General features: G+C 39.7%; 19 protein-coding genes. 8 read left to right on the top strand and 11 right to left on the bottom strand.

Translation table 11 applies throughout. The annotated features are described in order from the left end of the window. The first annotated feature begins 20 nt into the window (after positions 1–20). From MSG95_RS13750 to MSG95_RS13735, 4 genes are all read left to right on the top strand, one after another. Positions 21–785 carry a globin domain-containing protein gene (locus MSG95_RS13750; RefSeq protein WP_049064635.1) on the top strand — a complete coding sequence of 255 codons (765 nt, stop codon included), beginning with the start codon at positions 21–23 and terminating at the stop codon, positions 783–785. Positions 786–869: 84 nt separating this feature from the next. Next, positions 870–1,307 carry an RrF2 family transcriptional regulator gene (locus tag MSG95_RS13745; RefSeq protein WP_288420801.1) on the top strand — a complete coding sequence of 146 codons (438 nt, stop codon included), beginning with the start codon at positions 870–872 and terminating at the stop codon, positions 1,305–1,307. Positions 1,308–1,415: 108 nt separating this feature from the next. After that, complete coding sequence (gene yihA / locus MSG95_RS13740; RefSeq protein ID WP_019457788.1) at positions 1,416–2,192, top strand: ribosome biogenesis GTP-binding protein YihA/YsxC; 777 nt, start codon at positions 1,416–1,418, stop codon at positions 2,190–2,192. 123 nt (positions 2,193–2,315) lie between these two features. Beyond that, the gene (locus MSG95_RS13735) at positions 2,316–3,266 is read left to right on the top strand and encodes a metal-dependent hydrolase (RefSeq protein ID WP_077165173.1); all 951 of its coding nucleotides are present in this window, start codon (positions 2,316–2,318) and stop codon (positions 3,264–3,266) included. 43 nt (positions 3,267–3,309) lie between these two features. Here MSG95_RS13735 and MSG95_RS13730 read toward each other — a convergent pair whose 3' ends face one another. Both MSG95_RS13730 and MSG95_RS13725 read right to left on the bottom strand, forming a co-directional pair. Continuing rightward, positions 3,310–4,575: a dicarboxylate/amino acid:cation symporter gene (locus MSG95_RS13730; protein WP_077165194.1), complete on the bottom strand. Its 1,266-nt coding sequence runs from the start codon at positions 4,573–4,575 to the stop codon at positions 3,310–3,312. A gap of 106 nt (positions 4,576–4,681) precedes the next feature. Further along, positions 4,682–5,554 carry an acyl-CoA thioesterase II gene (locus tag MSG95_RS13725; protein WP_324624832.1) on the bottom strand — a complete coding sequence of 291 codons (873 nt, stop codon included), beginning with the start codon at positions 5,552–5,554 and terminating at the stop codon, positions 4,682–4,684. Positions 5,555–5,829: 275 nt separating this feature from the next. Here MSG95_RS13725 and plsB point away from each other — a divergent pair, with 275 nt between their 5' ends. Further along, the gene (gene plsB, locus MSG95_RS13720) at positions 5,830–8,403 is read left to right on the top strand and encodes a glycerol-3-phosphate 1-O-acyltransferase PlsB (protein WP_077165172.1); all 2,574 of its coding nucleotides are present in this window, start codon (positions 5,830–5,832) and stop codon (positions 8,401–8,403) included. A 42-nt stretch (positions 8,404–8,445) separates the two neighbouring features. Here the strand turns inward: plsB and MSG95_RS13715 are convergent, their stop codons facing one another. Next, positions 8,446–9,432, bottom strand: coding sequence for a putative solute-binding protein (locus tag MSG95_RS13715; protein ID WP_077165193.1), 987 nt, complete (start codon positions 9,430–9,432; stop codon positions 8,446–8,448). Positions 9,433–9,499: 67 nt separating this feature from the next. After that, entirely contained in the window at positions 9,500–10,327 is an 828-nt protein-coding gene (locus MSG95_RS13710; RefSeq protein WP_077165171.1) for an NAD-dependent epimerase/dehydratase family protein, read from the bottom strand. A 20-nt stretch (positions 10,328–10,347) separates the two neighbouring features. On the opposite strand from MSG95_RS13710, the gene recG reads away from it, so the two are divergent. Beyond that, a complete protein-coding gene (recG, locus tag MSG95_RS13705) occupies positions 10,348–12,393 on the top strand; it encodes an ATP-dependent DNA helicase RecG (RefSeq protein ID WP_077165170.1) in 2,046 nt (681 codons plus the stop codon). Then, positions 12,386–13,021: a ComF family protein gene (locus MSG95_RS13700; protein ID WP_077165169.1), complete on the top strand. Its 636-nt coding sequence runs from the start codon at positions 12,386–12,388 to the stop codon at positions 13,019–13,021. The genes recG and MSG95_RS13700 overlap by 8 nt, the downstream gene beginning before the upstream one ends. A 5-nt stretch (positions 13,022–13,026) precedes the next feature. Here the strand turns inward: MSG95_RS13700 and MSG95_RS13695 are convergent, their stop codons facing one another. Next, positions 13,027–13,425 carry an NUDIX hydrolase gene (locus MSG95_RS13695; RefSeq protein ID WP_068932463.1) on the bottom strand — a complete coding sequence of 133 codons (399 nt, stop codon included), beginning with the start codon at positions 13,423–13,425 and terminating at the stop codon, positions 13,027–13,029. 14 nt (positions 13,426–13,439) lie between these two features. Next, positions 13,440–14,021: a TIGR00730 family Rossman fold protein gene (locus MSG95_RS13690; protein ID WP_004705346.1), complete on the bottom strand. Its 582-nt coding sequence runs from the start codon at positions 14,019–14,021 to the stop codon at positions 13,440–13,442. A 157-nt stretch (positions 14,022–14,178) separates the two neighbouring features. Between MSG95_RS13690 and MSG95_RS13685 the strand changes: the two genes are divergently transcribed. Then, on the top strand, positions 14,179–15,192 hold the full coding sequence (locus MSG95_RS13685) for a magnesium and cobalt transport protein CorA (protein WP_004705344.1): 1,014 nt from the start codon (positions 14,179–14,181) through the stop codon (positions 15,190–15,192). A gap of 73 nt (positions 15,193–15,265) precedes the next feature. On the opposite strand, the gene MSG95_RS13680 is transcribed toward MSG95_RS13685, so the two are convergent. The 5 genes from MSG95_RS13680 to MSG95_RS13660 are packed head-to-tail and all read right to left on the bottom strand — an operon-like array spanning position 15,266 to position 18,507. After that, positions 15,266–15,553, bottom strand: coding sequence for an STAS domain-containing protein (locus tag MSG95_RS13680; RefSeq protein ID WP_019457795.1), 288 nt, complete (start codon positions 15,551–15,553; stop codon positions 15,266–15,268). A gap of 11 nt (positions 15,554–15,564) precedes the next feature. Further along, positions 15,565–16,206 carry an MlaC/ttg2D family ABC transporter substrate-binding protein gene (locus MSG95_RS13675; RefSeq protein WP_039253560.1) on the bottom strand — a complete coding sequence of 214 codons (642 nt, stop codon included), beginning with the start codon at positions 16,204–16,206 and terminating at the stop codon, positions 15,565–15,567. Between the two features lie 26 nt (positions 16,207–16,232). Beyond that, on the bottom strand, positions 16,233–16,916 hold the full coding sequence (locus MSG95_RS13670; RefSeq protein ID WP_019457797.1) for an outer membrane lipid asymmetry maintenance protein MlaD: 684 nt from the start codon (positions 16,914–16,916) through the stop codon (positions 16,233–16,235). After that, positions 16,916–17,692, bottom strand: a complete 777-nt coding sequence (gene mlaE, locus MSG95_RS13665) for a lipid asymmetry maintenance ABC transporter permease subunit MlaE (protein ID WP_004705340.1) — start codon at positions 17,690–17,692, stop codon at positions 16,916–16,918. The genes MSG95_RS13670 and mlaE overlap by 1 nt, the downstream gene beginning before the upstream one ends. Then, positions 17,689–18,507: an ABC transporter ATP-binding protein gene (locus tag MSG95_RS13660; protein ID WP_004705339.1), complete on the bottom strand. Its 819-nt coding sequence runs from the start codon at positions 18,505–18,507 to the stop codon at positions 17,689–17,691. The genes mlaE and MSG95_RS13660 overlap by 4 nt, the downstream gene beginning before the upstream one ends. Between the last annotated feature and the right edge of the window lie 8 nt (positions 18,508–18,515).

Below are 18,515 nucleotides of genomic sequence, written 5' to 3'. Positions count from 1 at the left end.
CAGATAATTAAGGTCTAGCCATGACTCCACAACAAATTGAACTCGTAAAATCTACTGTACCTGTATTGCGTGAACACGGCGTTACACTGACTACATACTTTTATAAGCGGATGTTAAATAACAGTCCTGAATTAAAAAATGTTTTTAACCTAGATGACCAGACAAGCTTACGCCAACCTCGCGCCCTCGCAGCGGCAGTACTCGCATATGCTGAAAATATTGAAAATCCTACAGTGCTTGCCAAAGCAGTTGAGCGTATTACCACTAAGCACGTAAGTTTAGATATTCAACCCGATCAATATGCAATTGTTGGAGACAACTTACTTCATTCAATTAGTGAAGTTTTAAATGTTCCATTTGAATCAGAACTGATTGAAGCGTGGAAACAAGCTTATTTACAGTTGGCAGATATTTTAATTGGCGTTGAAAAACAAAAATATGAACAGCTTGAAAGCTTAAAAGGTGGATGGGCTGGCTGGCGTTCATTTGAAATTACACAAATTGACCCACTTGAGTCTGGCAAGCGCTTTACGTTAAAAGCGACTGATCATGAAGATGTACTGACTAGCCCAGCTAATGCTTTTATTTCTGTAAAAGTACAAGTTCCTGAGCAACAACTTGAGCAACCTAAAGCATTTAAATTTACAGAAGCTCAGGAAAATAATGCGTACCACTTTGAGGTGCAACCAGAAGAAAATCATACTGAATTTTCCGTTGCTAATATTTTACTTGAGCACTATAGAGTGGGTGACCAAGTACAAGTTTCAGCTCCTTTAACGCTCTAATATAAAAAGCTCTAGCCTGAAAGTTTTCTTCTTTAGACTTTCAGGCTAAGATGATCGTCCGTCAACCTTTAGTTTTTGGTGATCATGCAACTTAATAAATTTACCGATTATGCTTTACGAATATTAATGTACATCGCTCGCCCAAGTGATGCACCGTATACGATTGCAGAAATCGCGAAAGATTTGCATGTTTCGCAAAACCATCTGGTTAAAGTTGTTCATTTCATGGGCAAGCAAGAATGGATTATTACCATTCGCGGCAAAGGTGGAGGAATTCGCTTAAATCCTAATGCACTAAACTCAAATTTGGGTGCAATTGTTCGTATATTACAAGGTGATAACCAAATCGTTGAATGCAATACACCACCATGTGTTTTGCGCTCTCATTGTGGCTTAAAAGGAATTCTCGATCAGGCTTTAGAAAGTTTTTATCAAAGCTTAGACCAATACACGCTTGGAGAAGTCTTACAACAGCCGAGATCTGCTTCAAATACCTCTCCGATAGACTTTTTGCAAATCTAAACTTCGTAATTCTATTTATCTTTACAAGCAAGCTTACTGAAAATTAGCAAGAATAACCAAGCTCCTTTATACTAGGCGCGAGCCCTCTCATTTAAAAAGTTATTTTTTATGCGTCGTAGTGAAAAATCGAAAGACACCAAAGCCAGACTCGCACCCAAACAAAAGATCAGTTATGAAAAGAAACCAGATCCAGCGATCACGGAATATGCCGTACAATCTCTGAACTGGTTACGCCAAGCTGAGTTTTTAATGAGTGCACCTAAATTGGCACTTTGTGTTGAAGATAGTGGCTACGAGATTGCTTTTGCAGGACGCTCAAATGCTGGTAAGTCTAGTGCTATTAATGCCTTAACCAACAAAAAACAACTCGCACGTGCCTCAAAAAAACCTGGCCGTACACAAATGATTAACTTCTTCAGCCTAGGTAATCCTGATCAACGCCTAGTTGACCTTCCTGGTTATGGTTATGCTGCCGTACCAGAGGACATGAAACGTGTATGGCAAAAAGAATTAGAGAACTATCTAATCCATCGTAAAAGCTTACAAGGATTAGTTTTACTTATGGATATTCGCCACCCTTTACAGCACTTTGACATGATGATGCTAGAGTGGGCTTATTCACGCCATCTATTTGTACATATTCTTTTAACTAAAGCAGACAAACTTAATCGTGGCCCAGCAAACAAAGTCTTGCTTGAAGTTAAACAACAACTGAAAAAAATGAAGCTTGATTTCTCGATTCAGCTTTTCTCTTCATTGAACAAACTAGGCTTAGAAGAACTCGCTAGTGTAATGGCTGGACGCTTACATTTTACGCTTGATCAAGAGCCAGAATTTGACGTTGATGCGATTCCTGAAGCAAGCGATGAGGATGCTGAAGAGTAAATCGTCATAACAGATACAATTTCTTTATCAAATTTATATTCAAATGGCCCCTATTGCTAAACACAAATGCAGGGGCTTTTTTTATACTCGTTATAACTTCATCGAGTTAAAAATCAGGACTAAATGATGAAATTGCTATCTTTTTTGAAGAATAAGGCTTTAGGTTCTTCTATTGATTATAAAATTCTTCCACGCAAGGTGAAATTTGATTGGAAAGACACGCCTGTAGACTGGATTCCAAACCAACCGTTTGCAAGTTACTTTATTAATGAAATTAATAATATCTTGCCTGCTGGAGAGTTCTGGTTCTGCCGTTTATATAACAAAGTTTTACCTCGCATTACCGATGAAAAACTTAAACAGGACGTTCAAGCATTTATTCGCCAAGAGGCTATGCATGCAAATGCACACACTTCTGCCAATAAAGAATATTTAAGTGCACGTAATATTGATATCCAGAGAAATCTGGACATTATGAATTATCTATTTACTACCGCTTTGGCAGATAAACCTTTTGACAAAGAAGTTCCTCAGTTCTTGCAAGAGCAATGGGATTTATTCCGTTTAGGTGTTATTGCAACTGTTGAGCATATGACCTGTGTACTCGGTAAATATGCGCTTTACAACAAACGTTGGGAAGAATTAGGCGCTGACCCTGAAATGGTCGATCTGGTTAAATGGCATGGTTCAGAAGAAATTGAACACCGTACCGTAGCCTTTGATTTATATCGTCATCTTGGTGGCGGATATATTCCACGTTACTACTTAAGCATTGCAGTTATTACCCTTGTGCTAGGATTATGGGTAGATGGCGCAGCACATATCATGAAGCAAGATCCTCGCTTTGCCGATGCAGCCAAATCTAAATTTTTTCCAGTTTGGGTTGCTGTAGAGTGGTATAAGATTAGCCGTAAGGATAATCAGGTATTACCAAATCCATTTTGGCTTATTGCTCAGCAAATTGATTACCTCATGCCTTGGTATGATCCAGTTAAAGAAGGTAGCACTGAAGATGCGGTAAGTTATTTATCTCAATCTCCAGCAGCAAAAAGAGCCGAGCTACAAGCCGCTTAAAAATAAAAAAGCAGGATATAAATCCTGCTTTTTTATTGAGTGATCAGATACTGATATCTTTCTCTTTGGTATATCGATCTACAACCACACTAATCATCATATCGCCCTGTACATTTACCACTGTTCTTACCGTATCGAGCAACCGGTCGATTGGAAGTAAAATAGCAATTGCTTCAGCTGGTAGACCCACAGACTGCAATACCATAATCATGGTGACCATACCTGCACTCGGAATTCCCGGTGCTCCAAGTGATGCAATCATCGCAGTTAAACACACAACAATTTGCTGAGTTAGGTTTAAGTCTAGTCCAACTAAATTTGCAACAAAGAGCGCAGCGGCAGCTTCATATAAAGCTGTACCATCCATATTAAGCTGCGAGCCTAATGGAATAACAAAACCTGCCGTTTGAGGACGAACACCTAAGTTTTCCTGTGTACATTTCATACTCAGTGGCATCGTTGCCGAACTAGAACTTGTTGCAAATGCAGTAATTAAGGCTGTACGTGTACCTTTGAAAAAAGTCCAAGGGCTCATACGACCAACAATCCAAAGCAGTAATGGCAAAACAACAGCACCATGAAAAATAGTGGTTCCAGTTACCACAACAGCAAACTCTGCCAAGCGACTTAATACTGAAATATCTTCTGTCGCCATTAATTTAGCAAGTAATGCAAAAATTCCTAATGGTGCCAGTTTCATGACCCATCCAACCAGCATCATCATCATTTCAAAAAACTGATGACTCAATAAACGAATACTCTTAAAGCGCTCACCACCTTGAACCAATGCAAAACCGACAAATAGTGCAAATACCACAACAGCTAAAACATTTCCGTCGCTAAATGCTTTAAAGGGATTAATTAAAGTATTTTGAATAAAGTTAGTAAAGAAAGTTGCTGGGTTTAAACTATCTGGTGCTTGATAGCTTTGCATGGATGCCTGAAAAATTGAAATATCCACGCCTCGACCCACCTCAAATAAATGAGCACAGCCAATACCCAAAACTAAGGCCAATGTGGTGGTGGTGATAAAACATAAAAAAGTGATTTTCCAAACTGGACCTAGCTGCCCGCCTGCCTGTAAATTTGAAACTCCGACTACAATCGAGCTAAAAATTAATGGCACCAACAACATTTTGAGTAGCCCAATAAAAACACTACTCAATATACCCAAGCCATATAAACTATGCTTTACAAAAGCAGTATCAGGATACATGGTGAGTAGGAAGCCAAAGGCTAAACCTAAAATCGCGGCAATCAGAATTTGTGTATTTAAGTTCATATCAACGTTATTTTTTTCAGTAGGCAATACTTTTGCAAATATGACATGAGGTTGCTTTTCATTCGAGCAATTTTTTGTCACATGCTTTGAATTAAAAATAAAAAAGCCATCTTTTTAGATGGCTCATTATTAATTATTGAGTTTCAATTTCCCGCAAACGTATCAAACCCTCTTGCACCGTACTACAAACGAGCTGCCCATTTTGCCACATACGGCCAAAGTTTAGACCGCGAGAAGCTGCGCTCACTGTGGCTTCCATGTCATAAAGCATCCATTCATCAGCACGAAGTGGGCGATGGAAATAAATGGCATGATCAATACTGGCACATTGTAAACTTGGAGAAATATAGCTTAAACCATGAGGTCTTAAAGCCGTAGTCATTAAAGTAAAATCTGAATAAAATGCCACAATTGCTTGATGTAAAGCGATGTCATCTAGCTGTTTTGGAATGCGATCATGAGTACGGATATAGTGCGCATTGAACGGCGCTTCCGGCTGAGGTTGAAATGGATTGACTGGGTCAATCGGACGAATTTCAACATGACGCTCACGCATGAAACTTGCACGGACATTCTCTGGTACGAAATTAAGAATCCCTTCTTTAAGCTCACTTTCTGACTTTAACGTCTCAGGAGCTGGGTATTCCGGTTCTGAAAGTTGGTAGTTCAAGCCTTCTTCAGGGTTGGCGAAAGACACCATTGCCGAGAAAATAACTCGACCATGCTGGATTGCCCGAACTTGACGGCTAACAAAGCTTTTCCCATCACGCAAACGATCTACTTCATAGATGATTGGAGCATTAATGTCGCCACCATATAAAAAGTAAGCATGCATAGAATGCGCAGGACGGTCGGTTGTATAAGAGGCAGCACGTAAAGCCTGACCTAAAACCTGACCTCCAAAAACACGTTTACCGACCAAATTACGGCTAATTCCACGGTAAATATTTTCTTCAAGCTTTTCTAAAGTGAGCAGCTCAACCAGTTCTTGGGTTAACGCATTCATGAGAGATACCTTCATATTGCAGGCAAAATTGGTATTAAAGGACAGATGTGTAGAATCTATTGTGCCATAAAAAACTATTTGTACATGGAACAATCAGTCAACTTCTGACGAACATTACCCTTAAAACAGCTAAAAATACGATTTTTAACGATAAAAAATGCCAAAAGCATTATAATTTATAAGAAAGTAGCATATTGTTTTTTTTAATAAATGCCTCAAAATAATTACCCTCTGCATTTGGTGCCGGGATTTGTCTTTAAGAAGTAGGAGTTCTTATGTCCAAGAGTGGGTTTGGTCAAATGTATCGTCGGCTTTCGAGTAAGCTACTTGACCTCGTGGTAACACCACATGTTCTTGGGGAAGTTCCTACTGAACCAGTATCAGAAACAACAGAAACTGAAGCAAAGACTGAGCGCCAAAAAGTGGTGTGCTATGTCTTACAAAACCATTCTCGCAGCAATGCTTTAGTGGTGGATGGGGAAACTCGCCGTTTAAATTTAAAGCCAGCATTAGATCCGTTAATTATCGGTTCTCACCAGGAAAAAGCATCAGTTTTATTTTTACAGCATAATGATGAAAATAACCTGTTAAATCCCCCACCTCATGCTTTTCCACCGCGCTTAATTAAACTGATTGAAGTTTTACAGGCAAACTCTGAGCTCGATATAGAACTGGTTCCAGTAACCGTTTTATGGGGTCGCTCCCCAGATAAAGAAGACTCTTGGTTCAAGCTCTTGTTCTCAGACACATGGGCAACACCAAGTACAGTTAAGCAGCTTGTGAATATCGGTTTACATGGTCGCCAATCTTATTTGGAGTTCCATGAACCGCAGTCTTTACGTGACCTTGTTGAATATGCTCAACAGCATTATCCAAACCTTTCACCAGCGACTTATATTGTTAGTACTTTAAATGACTACCTTGACCGTCAGCGTGAAGTGGTTTTAGGCCCTGACTTATCAGATCGTCGTAATGTAATGCAATCAGTTGTAAAGTCTCGTGATGTGCAAGAAGCTATTCGACGCGAGAGTATTCGCGGCAAAATTAGCATGCTTGAAGCAGAACGTCGTGCGATTGGTTATGTCAATGAAATCGTATCTGACTACTCACACTCAGCAGTTCGCTTTGCAGATTTAGCATTAACACGCCTATGGACTCAGCTTTATGACGGCGTAGAAGTTCATAACTTTAGTACCGTTCGTGAACTCGCGAAAGATTACGAAATTGTTTATACACCGTGTCATCGCAGCCATATTGACTACCTATTATTGTCTTATGTGATTTATAGACGCGGCCTAATGGTTCCGTATATTGCTGCTGGTGACAACTTAAACTTGCCTTTCGTGGGCCAGCTTTTACGTGGTGGTGGTGCTTTCTTTATTCGCCGTTCTTTCCGTGGCAATGGTCTTTATACAACTGTATTTAAAGAATATTTATATAGCATTCTTTCTCGCAATACGCCGCTTGAATACTTTATTGAGGGTGGTCGTTCGCGTACAGGTCGTTTATTACCACCGAAAACCGGTATGCTTGCCATGACGGTTCATAGTCATTTACGTGGCCGTACAAAGCCAATTGTATTTGTACCAACTTATATTGGTTATGAGCGTCTGATGGAAGGTTCGACTTACGTTGGCGAAATGCAAGGTAAGCCAAAAGAAGCTGAATCTATTTTTGGTATTGTTAAAACATTACGAAAAATTGAACGCATTTTCGGTAAGGTACACGTTAACTTTGGTGAACCCGTTTTCCTTGATGATTTGCTTAAACAGCATAATGCAGAAAATGTCTATATCGAGAAAAATGACGACCCAATCCCTCAAGCCGTTTCAGATGCTGTAAATAGCTCTGCACATGCAATTTTAGAAAATATTAACCGTGCGGTAGTCATTAACCCGGTTTCTTTACTCTCAATTATTTTGCTTGCTACTCCAAAGCATACTCTTGATGAAGAAATCTGTATTAAGCAGCTTGAAGCTTACCGCAATTTAGCATCAAATTTCCCATACGATCAGCGTACAGAAGTAACGCCACTATCTGGCAAGGAAATTATTGCTTACGGCTTAAAGCTAAAATTAATTAAGCGTGTACAGCATGCACTGGGCGATATTATTGCGATTGAAGATAACCAAGCAGTTCTGCTTACATACTTCCGTAATAACATTTTGCATGCTTTCGTTTTACCTTCGTTGGTTGCATCGCTTGTTGAGCATAACGGTAAAATCAGTCGTGCTGATTTAAGTAATGTCATCTATACCCTTTATCCATTCTTGAAAGCTGAACTATTCCTTAAGTGGCAAAGCAGTGAGCTTAAAGAACAGATTGAACAATATGCAGATGCATTAGTTCAATCAAACCTTATTCATCAAGATGAAGAAGGTAACTTGATTAGCTCTGCACCAAACACTGAAGAGCACAATCAACTTGTTGTATTGGCAACACCTGTTAAGCAAAGTCTTGAACGTTATTACATGACTTTAGCTTTAATTACTCAGCGCGGTTCAGGCAATATTTCAGCAAAACAAGTTGAAGAATTAAGTCATTTGTTAGGACAACGCTTGTCTGTTCTTTACGAGTTTAATTCTCCAGAATTCTTTGACAAAGCATTGTTCCAAAGCTTTATTAAAGTTTTAACTCAGCAAAATTACATCCGTACTAATGACCAAGGTCAGATTGAGTTTGACGATAATTTCCGTCAAATGGCAGCAGGCGCACAGTTAGTACTTGATGAAGTAACATTGCAGATGTTGCAGCACATCACGACTTTTACTGATGAAGAACTAAAAGAAGCACTTGAAGCAATGGCCTCTCAACAAGCGAAACGTCGTTTAAAACGTAAAAAATCTTAAAGTTTGACTCAAAATAAAAGGCAACTTAAGTTGCCTTTTATTTTATCGAGGCATTGAACACTCGAAGTAACGTGGATCATCAATACAACGTAAGCGCTTCATCAATTCAACAAAGTAAGCATCGTAATATCCAGAACGCACATATTGATTGCGTATTTTGGCTACCATAATGTCGTAGCTCTGCTTTTCGTAAAAAGAAACATCTACCCAATAGTAAGCTGGCAAATGATTTTCCCACTGTATCGCTCGATTCGTTAATAATTGGCTATTTTGCACAAACCAAGAACGAATTTTTCGGCCAAAATTGGCAGGATACGATTTAGGCTTAATAATTAGATTTACCCCAAAATAAGCCAATGGAAAGTTAATCACCTGAGTGTCTGGCCCAAAATCTTTCTGTAAGTTATATGGTAAAAGCCCATAAATCGGTGCAGGCATAATATCGATTTTGTTTTGCTGGAACTGAGTGATTGCATTGGATAAATCAACATAGACTGGCTGAGCACCTACACTTCTCACCAACGCCTGCTGTGGCGGATTATTGGCTAATACACCGACTCGTTGACCTCTAAGCTGTGCCACTTTCGATATTTTTTTATTTTTCATGACCATATAGGCAGTTCCTACGGGAATCATACCAACTACTTCATAGTCTTGATTAATGAGTTTTTTCTCAATTGTCGGGTGATTTAAAAGCTGCAATAAATTTCGGGCAGTCCTGTTATTAGGTATAAGGCCAATCCCAGAGCTACTTCCCATAAAATGATTGTATTGATACGTATTAAAGTTACTAGCTGCTAAACCTGCACATTTACCATCGTCAAAAGCTTGAATGGCTTGCTGCTCTTTTTGATAACTGACAACTTTGAATTTGACATTATATTGCTGAGCATATAATCGGATGTCATTTAAACGACGCGTTATATCCCCTTGGGTGCCCATAGGATCATATGTACACCATAACTGATCCTCTGCCCAACTCGCAACAGACGTTGCACTCAAAATAAGTGCTAAACAAAATTTCTTCACTTTCAACATTTTTATCTTTATCGGCAATTTATTTGCCTCTTCAGGTATTTCTATTGTTATTTAAAGTTTAGTCTAAATTTTGATTTGTACCATGAGCATTTAAACATAATAAATAGTCATTAAAGCAAATTGGGTGTTCAAGTTGAAAACCTGTTTCAAATAAGAGTTTCGCATATATTTTTTTACCTGAAACATGAGCTGAATCTAAAGTAAGCAGCGGTAAGTCTAACTGACTCTGAAACCAAAGGATGACTTCATGTAACGGTACAGGGGCATTATTGGCAACAAGATAACTCTTATGCGGTTTTTCATAATCGGCTAAAAATGCTAAAAATCTTGCCAAGTCATCAATATGAATACGATTACTATAGTGAATATTTGGATAGGTTTGTGTGTTTTCAGCCATCCGTTTTAATCGATCAACCGAAGCACCATAAATCCCTGTGGGACGTACAATCACACATTGAGCTGGAAAGTATTTCTGCCATAGCAATTCCATATTATGAAGAATATGGCCTTGAGCATCATTCGGGTGAATCTGACTATCATCATCAATCGTTTCACCAGAATTTTCACCATATACCCGCGTAGATGACACCACAATTAATCTTTTGACCGGATGTGATTTTAAGGCCTGTCGAATAGGCTCAATACTATCCACGTAAGTATGATGATAACCTTGAACTGTACTATCGTCTGGAGAAAGCAAAATATAAACTACATCTACAGGCGCAATTTCACTTAAATCGAGCGTAAAAATATCCTGTATGAGGTGTGTCCCGTAAGGATCTGTTTTTTCACTACGGCTAATTGTGGTAATTTGATGTCCTGTCTCAAATAGTTGTTTAGCAACACGCTGAGATGTTTTACCATAACCGATAAATAATATATGCATAGAGAACTCGTTGAGGGGACATGACTTCAGTCCATCAGTTACAAGGCGTTGGATCGGCTTCAGCAGCCCTACTCGAAAAACTAAATATTTTTACCACAGATGATTTACTGTTTCATCTGCCCCGTGATTATGAAGATCGCAGTACCATTATTCCTATGAATCAGTTGGTAGTTGGTCGTAGTTATTTACTTGAGGGTGAAGTCAAATCTGTTGATTTCCCTCCAGGTAAACGTAAATCTATGGCTGCATTAATACAAGATGAATTTGGTAAGGTGACTTTACGTTTTTATCATATTTATAAAAACTTAACCGATAAAATAAAACCTGGTAACCGTTTACGTATTTTTGGTGAAGTTCGCGTAGGTGCAAGGGGACTTGAGCTTTATCATCCAGAAATTCAGCTCATTAATGAACACACACCTCTGCCAAAAACGCAGCTCACAGCAATTTATCCGAGTACTGATGGATTAACACAACCTAAATTACGCGAATATGTTAAACAGGCGTTGAAGCATCATAGTGATGCCTTACCTGAGTTGCTCCCTAAACAATATACAAATGGATATGCACTCAAAGAAGCATTACATTACATTCATGGGCCACCTGTCGATGCCAATATGCTTCAGTTGGCCGAAGGATCTCACCCTGCACAGCAGCGTCTTATTTTTGAAGAACTGGTCGCACACCAAATTAGCCTTCTCACACGACGTGCTTATATTCGCCAAATTGCCTCACCCGCTTTCCCAAGTAGTAAGGTACTAGCAAAAAAACTGTTAGAAGCTTTACCATTTCAAATGACCAATGCACAAAAGCGTGTATCCAAAGAAATTTTAAGCGACTTAAAACAACACCAACCTATGCTACGTTTAGTACAAGGTGACGTGGGTGCAGGGAAAACTTTAGTTGCAGCAGTTGCAGCATGCCATGCATTAGAAGCCGATTGGCAAGTTGCATTAATGGCACCTACCGAAATTTTGGCAGAGCAGCATTATTTAAACTTTAAACGTTGGTTTGAACCTTTAGGCATTACGGTCGCTTGGTTATCAGGCAAACAAAAAGGTAAAGCGCGAGCACAAGCTGAACAACAAATTAAAGAAGGTCATGCCGAACTGATTGTAGGTACTCATGCCTTATTTCAAGATAACGTTGGGTTTGCAAAGTTAGGTCTTGTGATTATTGATGAGCAACATCGCTTTGGGGTAGACCAACGGTTAGCTCTACGCAATAAAGGTGCTGAACAACTCACTCCACATCAATTGGTCATGACTGCAACGCCAATTCCAAGAACATTAGCAATGAGTGCTTATGGCGATTTAGACACATCCATTATTGATGAATTACCACCAGGTCGTACACCAATTCAGACAGTTACGATTCCGCTAGACCGTCGTGAAGAAGTGCTAAATCGAATTGCTACAAATTGTCGAGAAGGTAAACAAGCTTACTGGGTATGTACTCTGGTTGAACAGTCCGAAACTTTAGATGCTCAAGCCGCGGAAGCCACCTATCAAGAAATGAAAGAGCGCTTTCCTGAACTTAATATCGGTTTGGTTCATGGCAAAATGAAAGCTGATGAAAAGCAATCTGTCATGCAAGCATTTAAAAATAACGAACTACAGCTCTTAATTGCGACAACGGTCATTGAAGTCGGTGTAGATGTACCTAACGCTTCAATTATGGTCATTGAAAATGCTGAACGTCTAGGCCTTTCACAACTACACCAATTACGTGGTCGTGTCGGACGAGGTGCAAAGGCTAGTTTTTGTGTTCTTCTTTATAAACCACCACTTTCACAAAATGGGCAAGAAAGACTGTCAATTTTAAGAGAAAGTAACGACGGCTTTGTGATTGCAGAAAAAGACCTTGAACTAAGAGGTCCGGGTGAATTATTAGGAACAAAACAAACAGGTGACATGGGGTTTAGAGTCGCACGCTTAGAACGAGATGATCATTTACTGAGTCAAGCGCATTATGTTGCACAACAGGTTCTAAAAGACTATCCACAACAAGCTGATGCCCTCTTGAAACGCTGGCTACCTGAAGCACCCCGATACGCTTATGTTTAAGTTGTTCAATCCTCAATATCTTTTTCAGTTATTGTCCCCTTGCCTGTTATGTGAAATAGGAACGCGGGGTAAGCACTCGCTTTGTAAAGAATGTTGGGAACAACTACCATGGCTTAAGCAGGCAGTTCAGCGTAATGATCTATCTGTTCTTGTGGCCTGTCATTATGCCTATCCAATGAACCGCATAATTCAGCAGTTTAAATATGAACAGAAATTACATTACCAAACCCTACTTGCTGAAATTTTACAGCAATTAAAATTTCCTAAGGTACAAGCCATAGTACCTATGCCTATTTCTAAAGAGCGTTTAACGGAGCGAGGTTTTAATCAATCATTATTACTTGCCAAGCTTCTAAGTAAACAATTAAGAATACCCGTTTGGCAGCCTGTCCAACGCCTCAATGAGCGTTCACAAAAAGGATTATCTCGACTCGAAAGATTTGAAAATATTGAACAGCAATTTGTTGCGATAACTCAAGAAAAACGGCGCTACCGTCGTGTGCTGATTATTGATGATGTAATCACAACGGGAAGTTCAATTTCTGCTTTAAGTCTAGTGCTAAAACAGCTAGGGTGCACATCTATTTATGCAAGCTGCCTAGCTGCTGCCTCATCTACATCATATTAAAATTATTAAATTGCAGATAAGTTTTGCTCACACCATGGAATTACTATTTCTTTGGTTAATGGCGCAAGTTTAGTTTCGGAATCATTAAATTTTATCCACTTCATTTCAGCAATCTCAGCTGCAATTTGTGGGGATTGTTTTAATCGAACCAAATATAAATGACTAATCAGCGTATGATCTGGTTCATTAGCAGCCGCTGTCTCAAAACGCCCTATAAACTGTTCTATTACGCAAGAGCTGCCAACTTCTTCCAAAATTTCACGTTGTATGGCTGTTTCCGGAGCCTCATTCGGCTCCAGCTTACCGCCTACTTGCATAAAAGCTTGTGTATCACGCTTTCTAACCAGTAATAATTCATTGTGCTCATTTAAGATCACCGCAGCGGCGACCGTAATTATTTTCACCTATCTAACCTCGTTTATGGTTGAACATCTGCATTAGCCCATTTTGGAGCTGGTGGTTGATATTGTTCAAATTGTTGAAGAATATCCTCAATTTTATCCGAAGCGATCAATTTATCAGCGAATCGCGCTTGGCTAAAACCTTTATCTACAGTTCCTTGAACCATTTTAAGCAAATCTTCATAAAAGCCCGCTACATTTAGAAAAGCACACGGCTTTTGATGAATACCTAATTGTGCCCATGTCCATTGTTCAAAGATTTCTTCCAATGTACCTGCCCCACCTGGTAACGCAATAAAACCGTCCGACAGATCTGCCATTTTGGTCTTACGCTCATGCATATTCTCGACGACATATAACTTTGTCAGTCCGGGATGAGCTAACTCGCGATCGACTAAAGCACGAGGAATGACGCCAATGACCTGCCCACCGGCTTGCAAAGCACTATCAGCGACAACGCCCATTAAACCTGAACGACCACCGCCATAAACGAGAGTTTTACCTTGCTTGGCAATAGTTTGACCGGTTAATTGAGCAATTTGTTGAAAGATTGGGTCTGACCCTAAAGATGAACCACAGAAAATGCAAATTGAATTCATAGTATAAAAACCGTTTTATTGAACTGTCATGCTGACAAACTAGACTATCGACAGAGTTTTTTTTTGCAAAATAGTGTATTGGCAAGTGTTTTTCGGCAAATCCTTGTCTAAAATACACCCATCAATTTCCATCAGACTGCGTGAGGAAAAAAGACACATGCTTGAAGCCTTTTATGCCACAGAACGCGGAAGTCTGGAAGATGCCACCATCAACGGTGGATTTGATCTACATCCCGAATTAGTATGGCTTGATCTAATTGCACCCTCTCAAGAAGAACAACAATGGGTCTTAGATGCCTACGATCAGAACTTACCTACACTAAAGTCCCTAGAAGACATTTCTTCTTCTGCACGATTCTACCGCGATGATGACGGTATTTTGCATATCAGTACCTATTTTTTAACGAAAAATAAAAATTATCAGGTTGATGGAGATGCTGAAGAGTCATCACATATGCTTGCCATGGTACAAACCGTAGCATTCATTTTACATAAAGATCGCTTATTTACGTTACGCGGTGAAAAGCTCGTCGCGTTTCGTGCATTTCGTGCCCGAGCTCGCCGTAACGACTATGAAATGGATTATAAAGATCCAACTTGGATTTTATTAGGACTGCTTGAAGCAAAGCTAGATGAGCTTGCGGATATCTTAGAAGATATCCACAAGGATCTAGAAAAATACTCTACTGAGGTGCTTAACAACCATCAACGTGAGAAAATTTTAGACCTTGATGACATGATTACCCGCTTGGCTCAACAAGAAGACATGCTTGGAAAAGCTCAACTGTGTTTAATTGATTTACGACGTGTCTTAACGTTTTTATCTCGTCCACGCGCCTTAGGTAGTCACATCTACGATGCTGATATCCGAGAGCTCAGTGAAGATGTCCGCTCACTTGTAGAACATGATGCGTTCTTATTCCAAAAAGTACGATTCTTGCTTGATACAACGTCTGGGTTCATTAACACCGAACAAAACGATACGATTCGTCGATTCTCGATTTTACCAAGTATGTTAGCACCACCAATGCTGATCGCGAGTATCTATGGCATGAACACTGAAGTATTGCCTTTTGCTCATGGTAAAAGTAGTTTTATCGCAGTGCTATTAATTATTGTCGGCTTTTTTATTGGCCCTATCATTTACTTCCGCTGGAAGAAATGGATTTAAAATCTGCACTTACCCCCTATTAATTTTTATAAAAAAAGCACCTAAATTTAGGTGCTTTTTTATTTTTGCATGACTAGACCAAATGTAGGTCTTCTTGCAAATGGCAAGCTTGAATAATTTTCAGCATCTTCTCTGGAACATTTTTAAAATGTAAGCCAGCCTTCTGCGGAGTCTGACGTAGCCATTGGACTAACACCGCCAATGCCAACGTATTACCATGCTCAAGCTGTTTTAGATCGACTATTAAAGGAAAGCTTGTTTGCTTCTTAATAATTGCCAATCCAGCTTGGTATTGTTGCTCAGCATTTTCAAAATCGATTTTGCCTGAAACAACTAACTCTTGGTTAAGATACTGAACCACTCTTCACCTACTTATTTTTGTTTGTTCTGATTAACAGCAGCATCTGCATCAGGTTGGAATGTCGCAATTGCTTTATTCAAATCGCCGCCATTACGCTTCACAGTTGCAGCAAACTGGTTGCGGAACTGTAACCCTAAATCAATACCAGAAACATTGATGTTACGGATTTTCCACTGTGAGCCTTTGTCAGCCAACTGGAACGACACAGGAATTTTATCGCCATTATGGTTAAAGTCTAAAGTCACAACTGGGTTTTTACCTGCTGTCGCTTTATAAGGACGCATGGTGTAAGTTTGGTTTGTGTATTTAGCAAATGCACTACCGTAATTCTCAATTAAAGTATTACGGAAGTTTGTTTCAAACTGAGCACGTTGTGCAGCAGTACTATACTGATTTGTTGCATAAGTACCCATCACAATACGAGTAAACGCTTGTGAATCAACATAAGGGTCTAAGTTTTGACGTATGATTGATTTAACCAAAGCAGGGTTGTTTTGCAACTTGGCATGGTCTGTTTTCAAACGAGCAATCAAACCATCAGCAACACGCTTAATAAAATCAGGTGGTGCTTCTGAAGGTGCAGCAAAAGCTGTACCAGCAATCATAGTAGACAAAATACTTGCTGTCAGGGTTTGTTTAAACAACTTATTCACCTGGAACCACTCCTTCAAATAATCTCTTACTCAACAAATGACGGCTGTGCGCTGCTGTCAGTACTTGCAGGAGCTTTTTCTTCTGCTGAGGATGATGAACCAGCGGCAACTTTACCTGCGCCACCACCAGTAATAAATTTACTAATTAAATCTTCTAAATCCATCGTTCCTTGGGTGTTAGAAATCGTATCACCACGTTTAAGGTAGTTAAGACCACCACCTGGTACGATTTTTAAATATTTCTCACCCAATAAACCATTGGTTGCAACCATTATATAAGCATCTTCATCAATACTGGTGATGGATGACATGTTACTGATCAGTTGCTGTTCCATTGTTTTTTGTTGCGCTGGTGTCGCTTGCGTATAATCAGAACTATAACGCAATTCGTCTAAAGCATTTTTTTGAACTTCTTTTAATTGCTGAGCATTAAAACTTGTCAGTTTTCCATCAAGGTCAAAAGTCACGGTAGCTAAACGTGTAACCGGATCAAGCGTAATTGAATCAACACGACCAATTGTTACACCGCTCATCGTTACTTTAGCACGAGGCTTAAGCCCGTTAACGTTGTCAAACTGAGCTTTCATTGTATAGCCATCGCTCAAGTTTGTACCAACCAAACCACTAACTTTCATCGCTAAAAAAAACAAAGCAATACCGAAGATAATGACAAAAATACCTACGGCCAGCTCACTAGTACGTGATTTCATTAAATCCCTCCGAACATGACCGCAGTCAACACGAAATCAAAACCTAAAACACATAATGAAGAATATACAACCGTACGGGTCATCGCTGTCGCAATGCCTTCAGGTGTTGGATCACACGCATACCCTTGGAAAACTGCAATCCATGTACAAAGTAAAGCAAATACAATGCTCTTAATGATGCCATTTACAACATCATGGCCAAATTGAACATTATTTTGCATACCACTCCAGAAGGAGCCTTCATCAACGCCAAGAAAATCAACGCCAACCATTTTGCCGCCAACAATACCAATCGCAGCAAAGATAACGGTTAACATTGGCAAACTGACTATGCCAGCCCAAAGACGTGGTGATACGATTTGCTTTAAAGGATCAACACCAATCATTTCCATACTGGCAAGCTGCTCACTTTGTTTCATTGAACCAATTTCAGCAGTTAATGCAGAACCTGCGCGCCCAGCGAATAGTAAAGCAGCAACAACTGGTGCAAGCTCACGTAGCAAAGTTAAAGACACCATAGTGCCTAGCATTGATTCACTACCCACATTGACCAATATTGAGTAGCCTTGCAGTCCGAGTACCAGACCAATAAATAAACCTGATACCGTAATAATAAGTAAAGACATTACCCCTACACGATGCATTTGATAGACGAAACGCCCAAAACCACCCGATGAAGGTAATGAAAAAATAATCTGTAAGAGCATCAGTGCCGCAACACCAATCCCTCGAATCCGCTCAATAACGAGTCTACCTAACCAGGCAATCGTATTCATGGACGAACCTCGTTATCTAAATAAGCTTGGTGGCTAAACTGGTACTCAACCGGACCTTCTGCCGAACCGGTTAAGAACTGTTTTACAAAAGGAGAAGCATATTTTTGCAATTCTTCCGGCGTTCCTTCCCCTTGAATCTTTCCTTCCGCTACGACATAAATGTAATCGGCAATAGATAAGGTTTCGGAAACATCATGCGAAACAATAATGGTGGTTAAATCCAAAGCTTCACGTAACGAACGAATTAGACGAGTTAAAACACCTTTTACAATCGGGTCTTGCCCAGCAAATGGTTCGTCATACATGATTAAATCTGGATCAAGCGCGATTGCACGAGCCAAAGCAACACGTCGATTCATACCGCCTGATAACTCTGTAGGCATGAGCTGTTCTGTTCCACGCAGGCCAACAGACTCAAGCTTTAAAGCAACCAGTTCAGCAATCAAATTTTCAGAAAGCTTGGTATGTGCACGGATTGGAAAAGCGACATTTTCATAAACCGACATATCGGTAAATAAAGCGCCACTTTGGAAGAGCATTCCCATACGCGCACGAGCGGCAAACAATTCCTGACGTGACATTTGAGCAATATCTTTGCCATCAAGCAAAACTTCACCCTGATCAGGAACAAGTTGTCCACCAATCAAACGTAATAAAGTCGTTTTACCTGTACCAGATGGTCCCATAATGGCCGTAATCTGACCGCGACGTATATTTAAACTAATATTGTCATAAATGACGCGTTCCCCTCGATTAAAACTCAAATTTTTCACTTCAATAAGTGACTGAGTCGAGAGAGGAGTTTTATTATTCATAATGGCAA

Origin of the sequence: Acinetobacter sp. IK23, assembly GCF_035615275.1 — a bacterium.
In the GTDB taxonomy this organism is placed as follows: domain Bacteria; phylum Pseudomonadota; class Gammaproteobacteria; order Pseudomonadales; family Moraxellaceae; genus Acinetobacter; species Acinetobacter seifertii.
The sequence above is the reverse complement of the archived record's forward strand: the minus strand, read 5'-3'. Positions and strand labels throughout refer to the sequence as shown.

Coding starts and splice junctions, on each gene's coding strand:
- MSG95_RS13750 (WP_049064635.1), top strand. CDS start 21: ATGACTCCACAACAAATTGAACTCGTAAAATCTACTGTACCTGTATTG.
- MSG95_RS13745 (WP_288420801.1), top strand. CDS start 870: ATGCAACTTAATAAATTTACCGATTATGCTTTACGAATATTAATGTAC.
- MSG95_RS13660 (WP_004705339.1), bottom strand. CDS start 18,507: ATGAATAATAAAACTCCTCTCTCGACTCAGTCACTTATTGAAGTGAAA.
- yihA (WP_019457788.1), top strand. CDS start 1,416: ATGCGTCGTAGTGAAAAATCGAAAGACACCAAAGCCAGACTCGCACCC.
- mlaE (WP_004705340.1), bottom strand. CDS start 17,692: ATGAATACGATTGCCTGGTTAGGTAGACTCGTTATTGAGCGGATTCGA.
- MSG95_RS13685 (WP_004705344.1), top strand. CDS start 14,179: ATGCTTGAAGCCTTTTATGCCACAGAACGCGGAAGTCTGGAAGATGCC.
- MSG95_RS13735 (WP_077165173.1), top strand. CDS start 2,316: ATGATGAAATTGCTATCTTTTTTGAAGAATAAGGCTTTAGGTTCTTCT.
- MSG95_RS13725 (WP_324624832.1), bottom strand. CDS start 5,554: ATGAATGCGTTAACCCAAGAACTGGTTGAGCTGCTCACTTTAGAAAAG.
- plsB (WP_077165172.1), top strand. CDS start 5,830: ATGTCCAAGAGTGGGTTTGGTCAAATGTATCGTCGGCTTTCGAGTAAG.
- recG (WP_077165170.1), top strand. CDS start 10,348: ATGACTTCAGTCCATCAGTTACAAGGCGTTGGATCGGCTTCAGCAGCC.
- MSG95_RS13700 (WP_077165169.1), top strand. CDS start 12,386: ATGTTTAAGTTGTTCAATCCTCAATATCTTTTTCAGTTATTGTCCCCT.
- MSG95_RS13690 (WP_004705346.1), bottom strand. CDS start 14,021: ATGAATTCAATTTGCATTTTCTGTGGTTCATCTTTAGGGTCAGACCCA.
- MSG95_RS13670 (WP_019457797.1), bottom strand. CDS start 16,916: ATGAAATCACGTACTAGTGAGCTGGCCGTAGGTATTTTTGTCATTATC.
- MSG95_RS13710 (WP_077165171.1), bottom strand. CDS start 10,327: ATGCATATATTATTTATCGGTTATGGTAAAACATCTCAGCGTGTTGCT.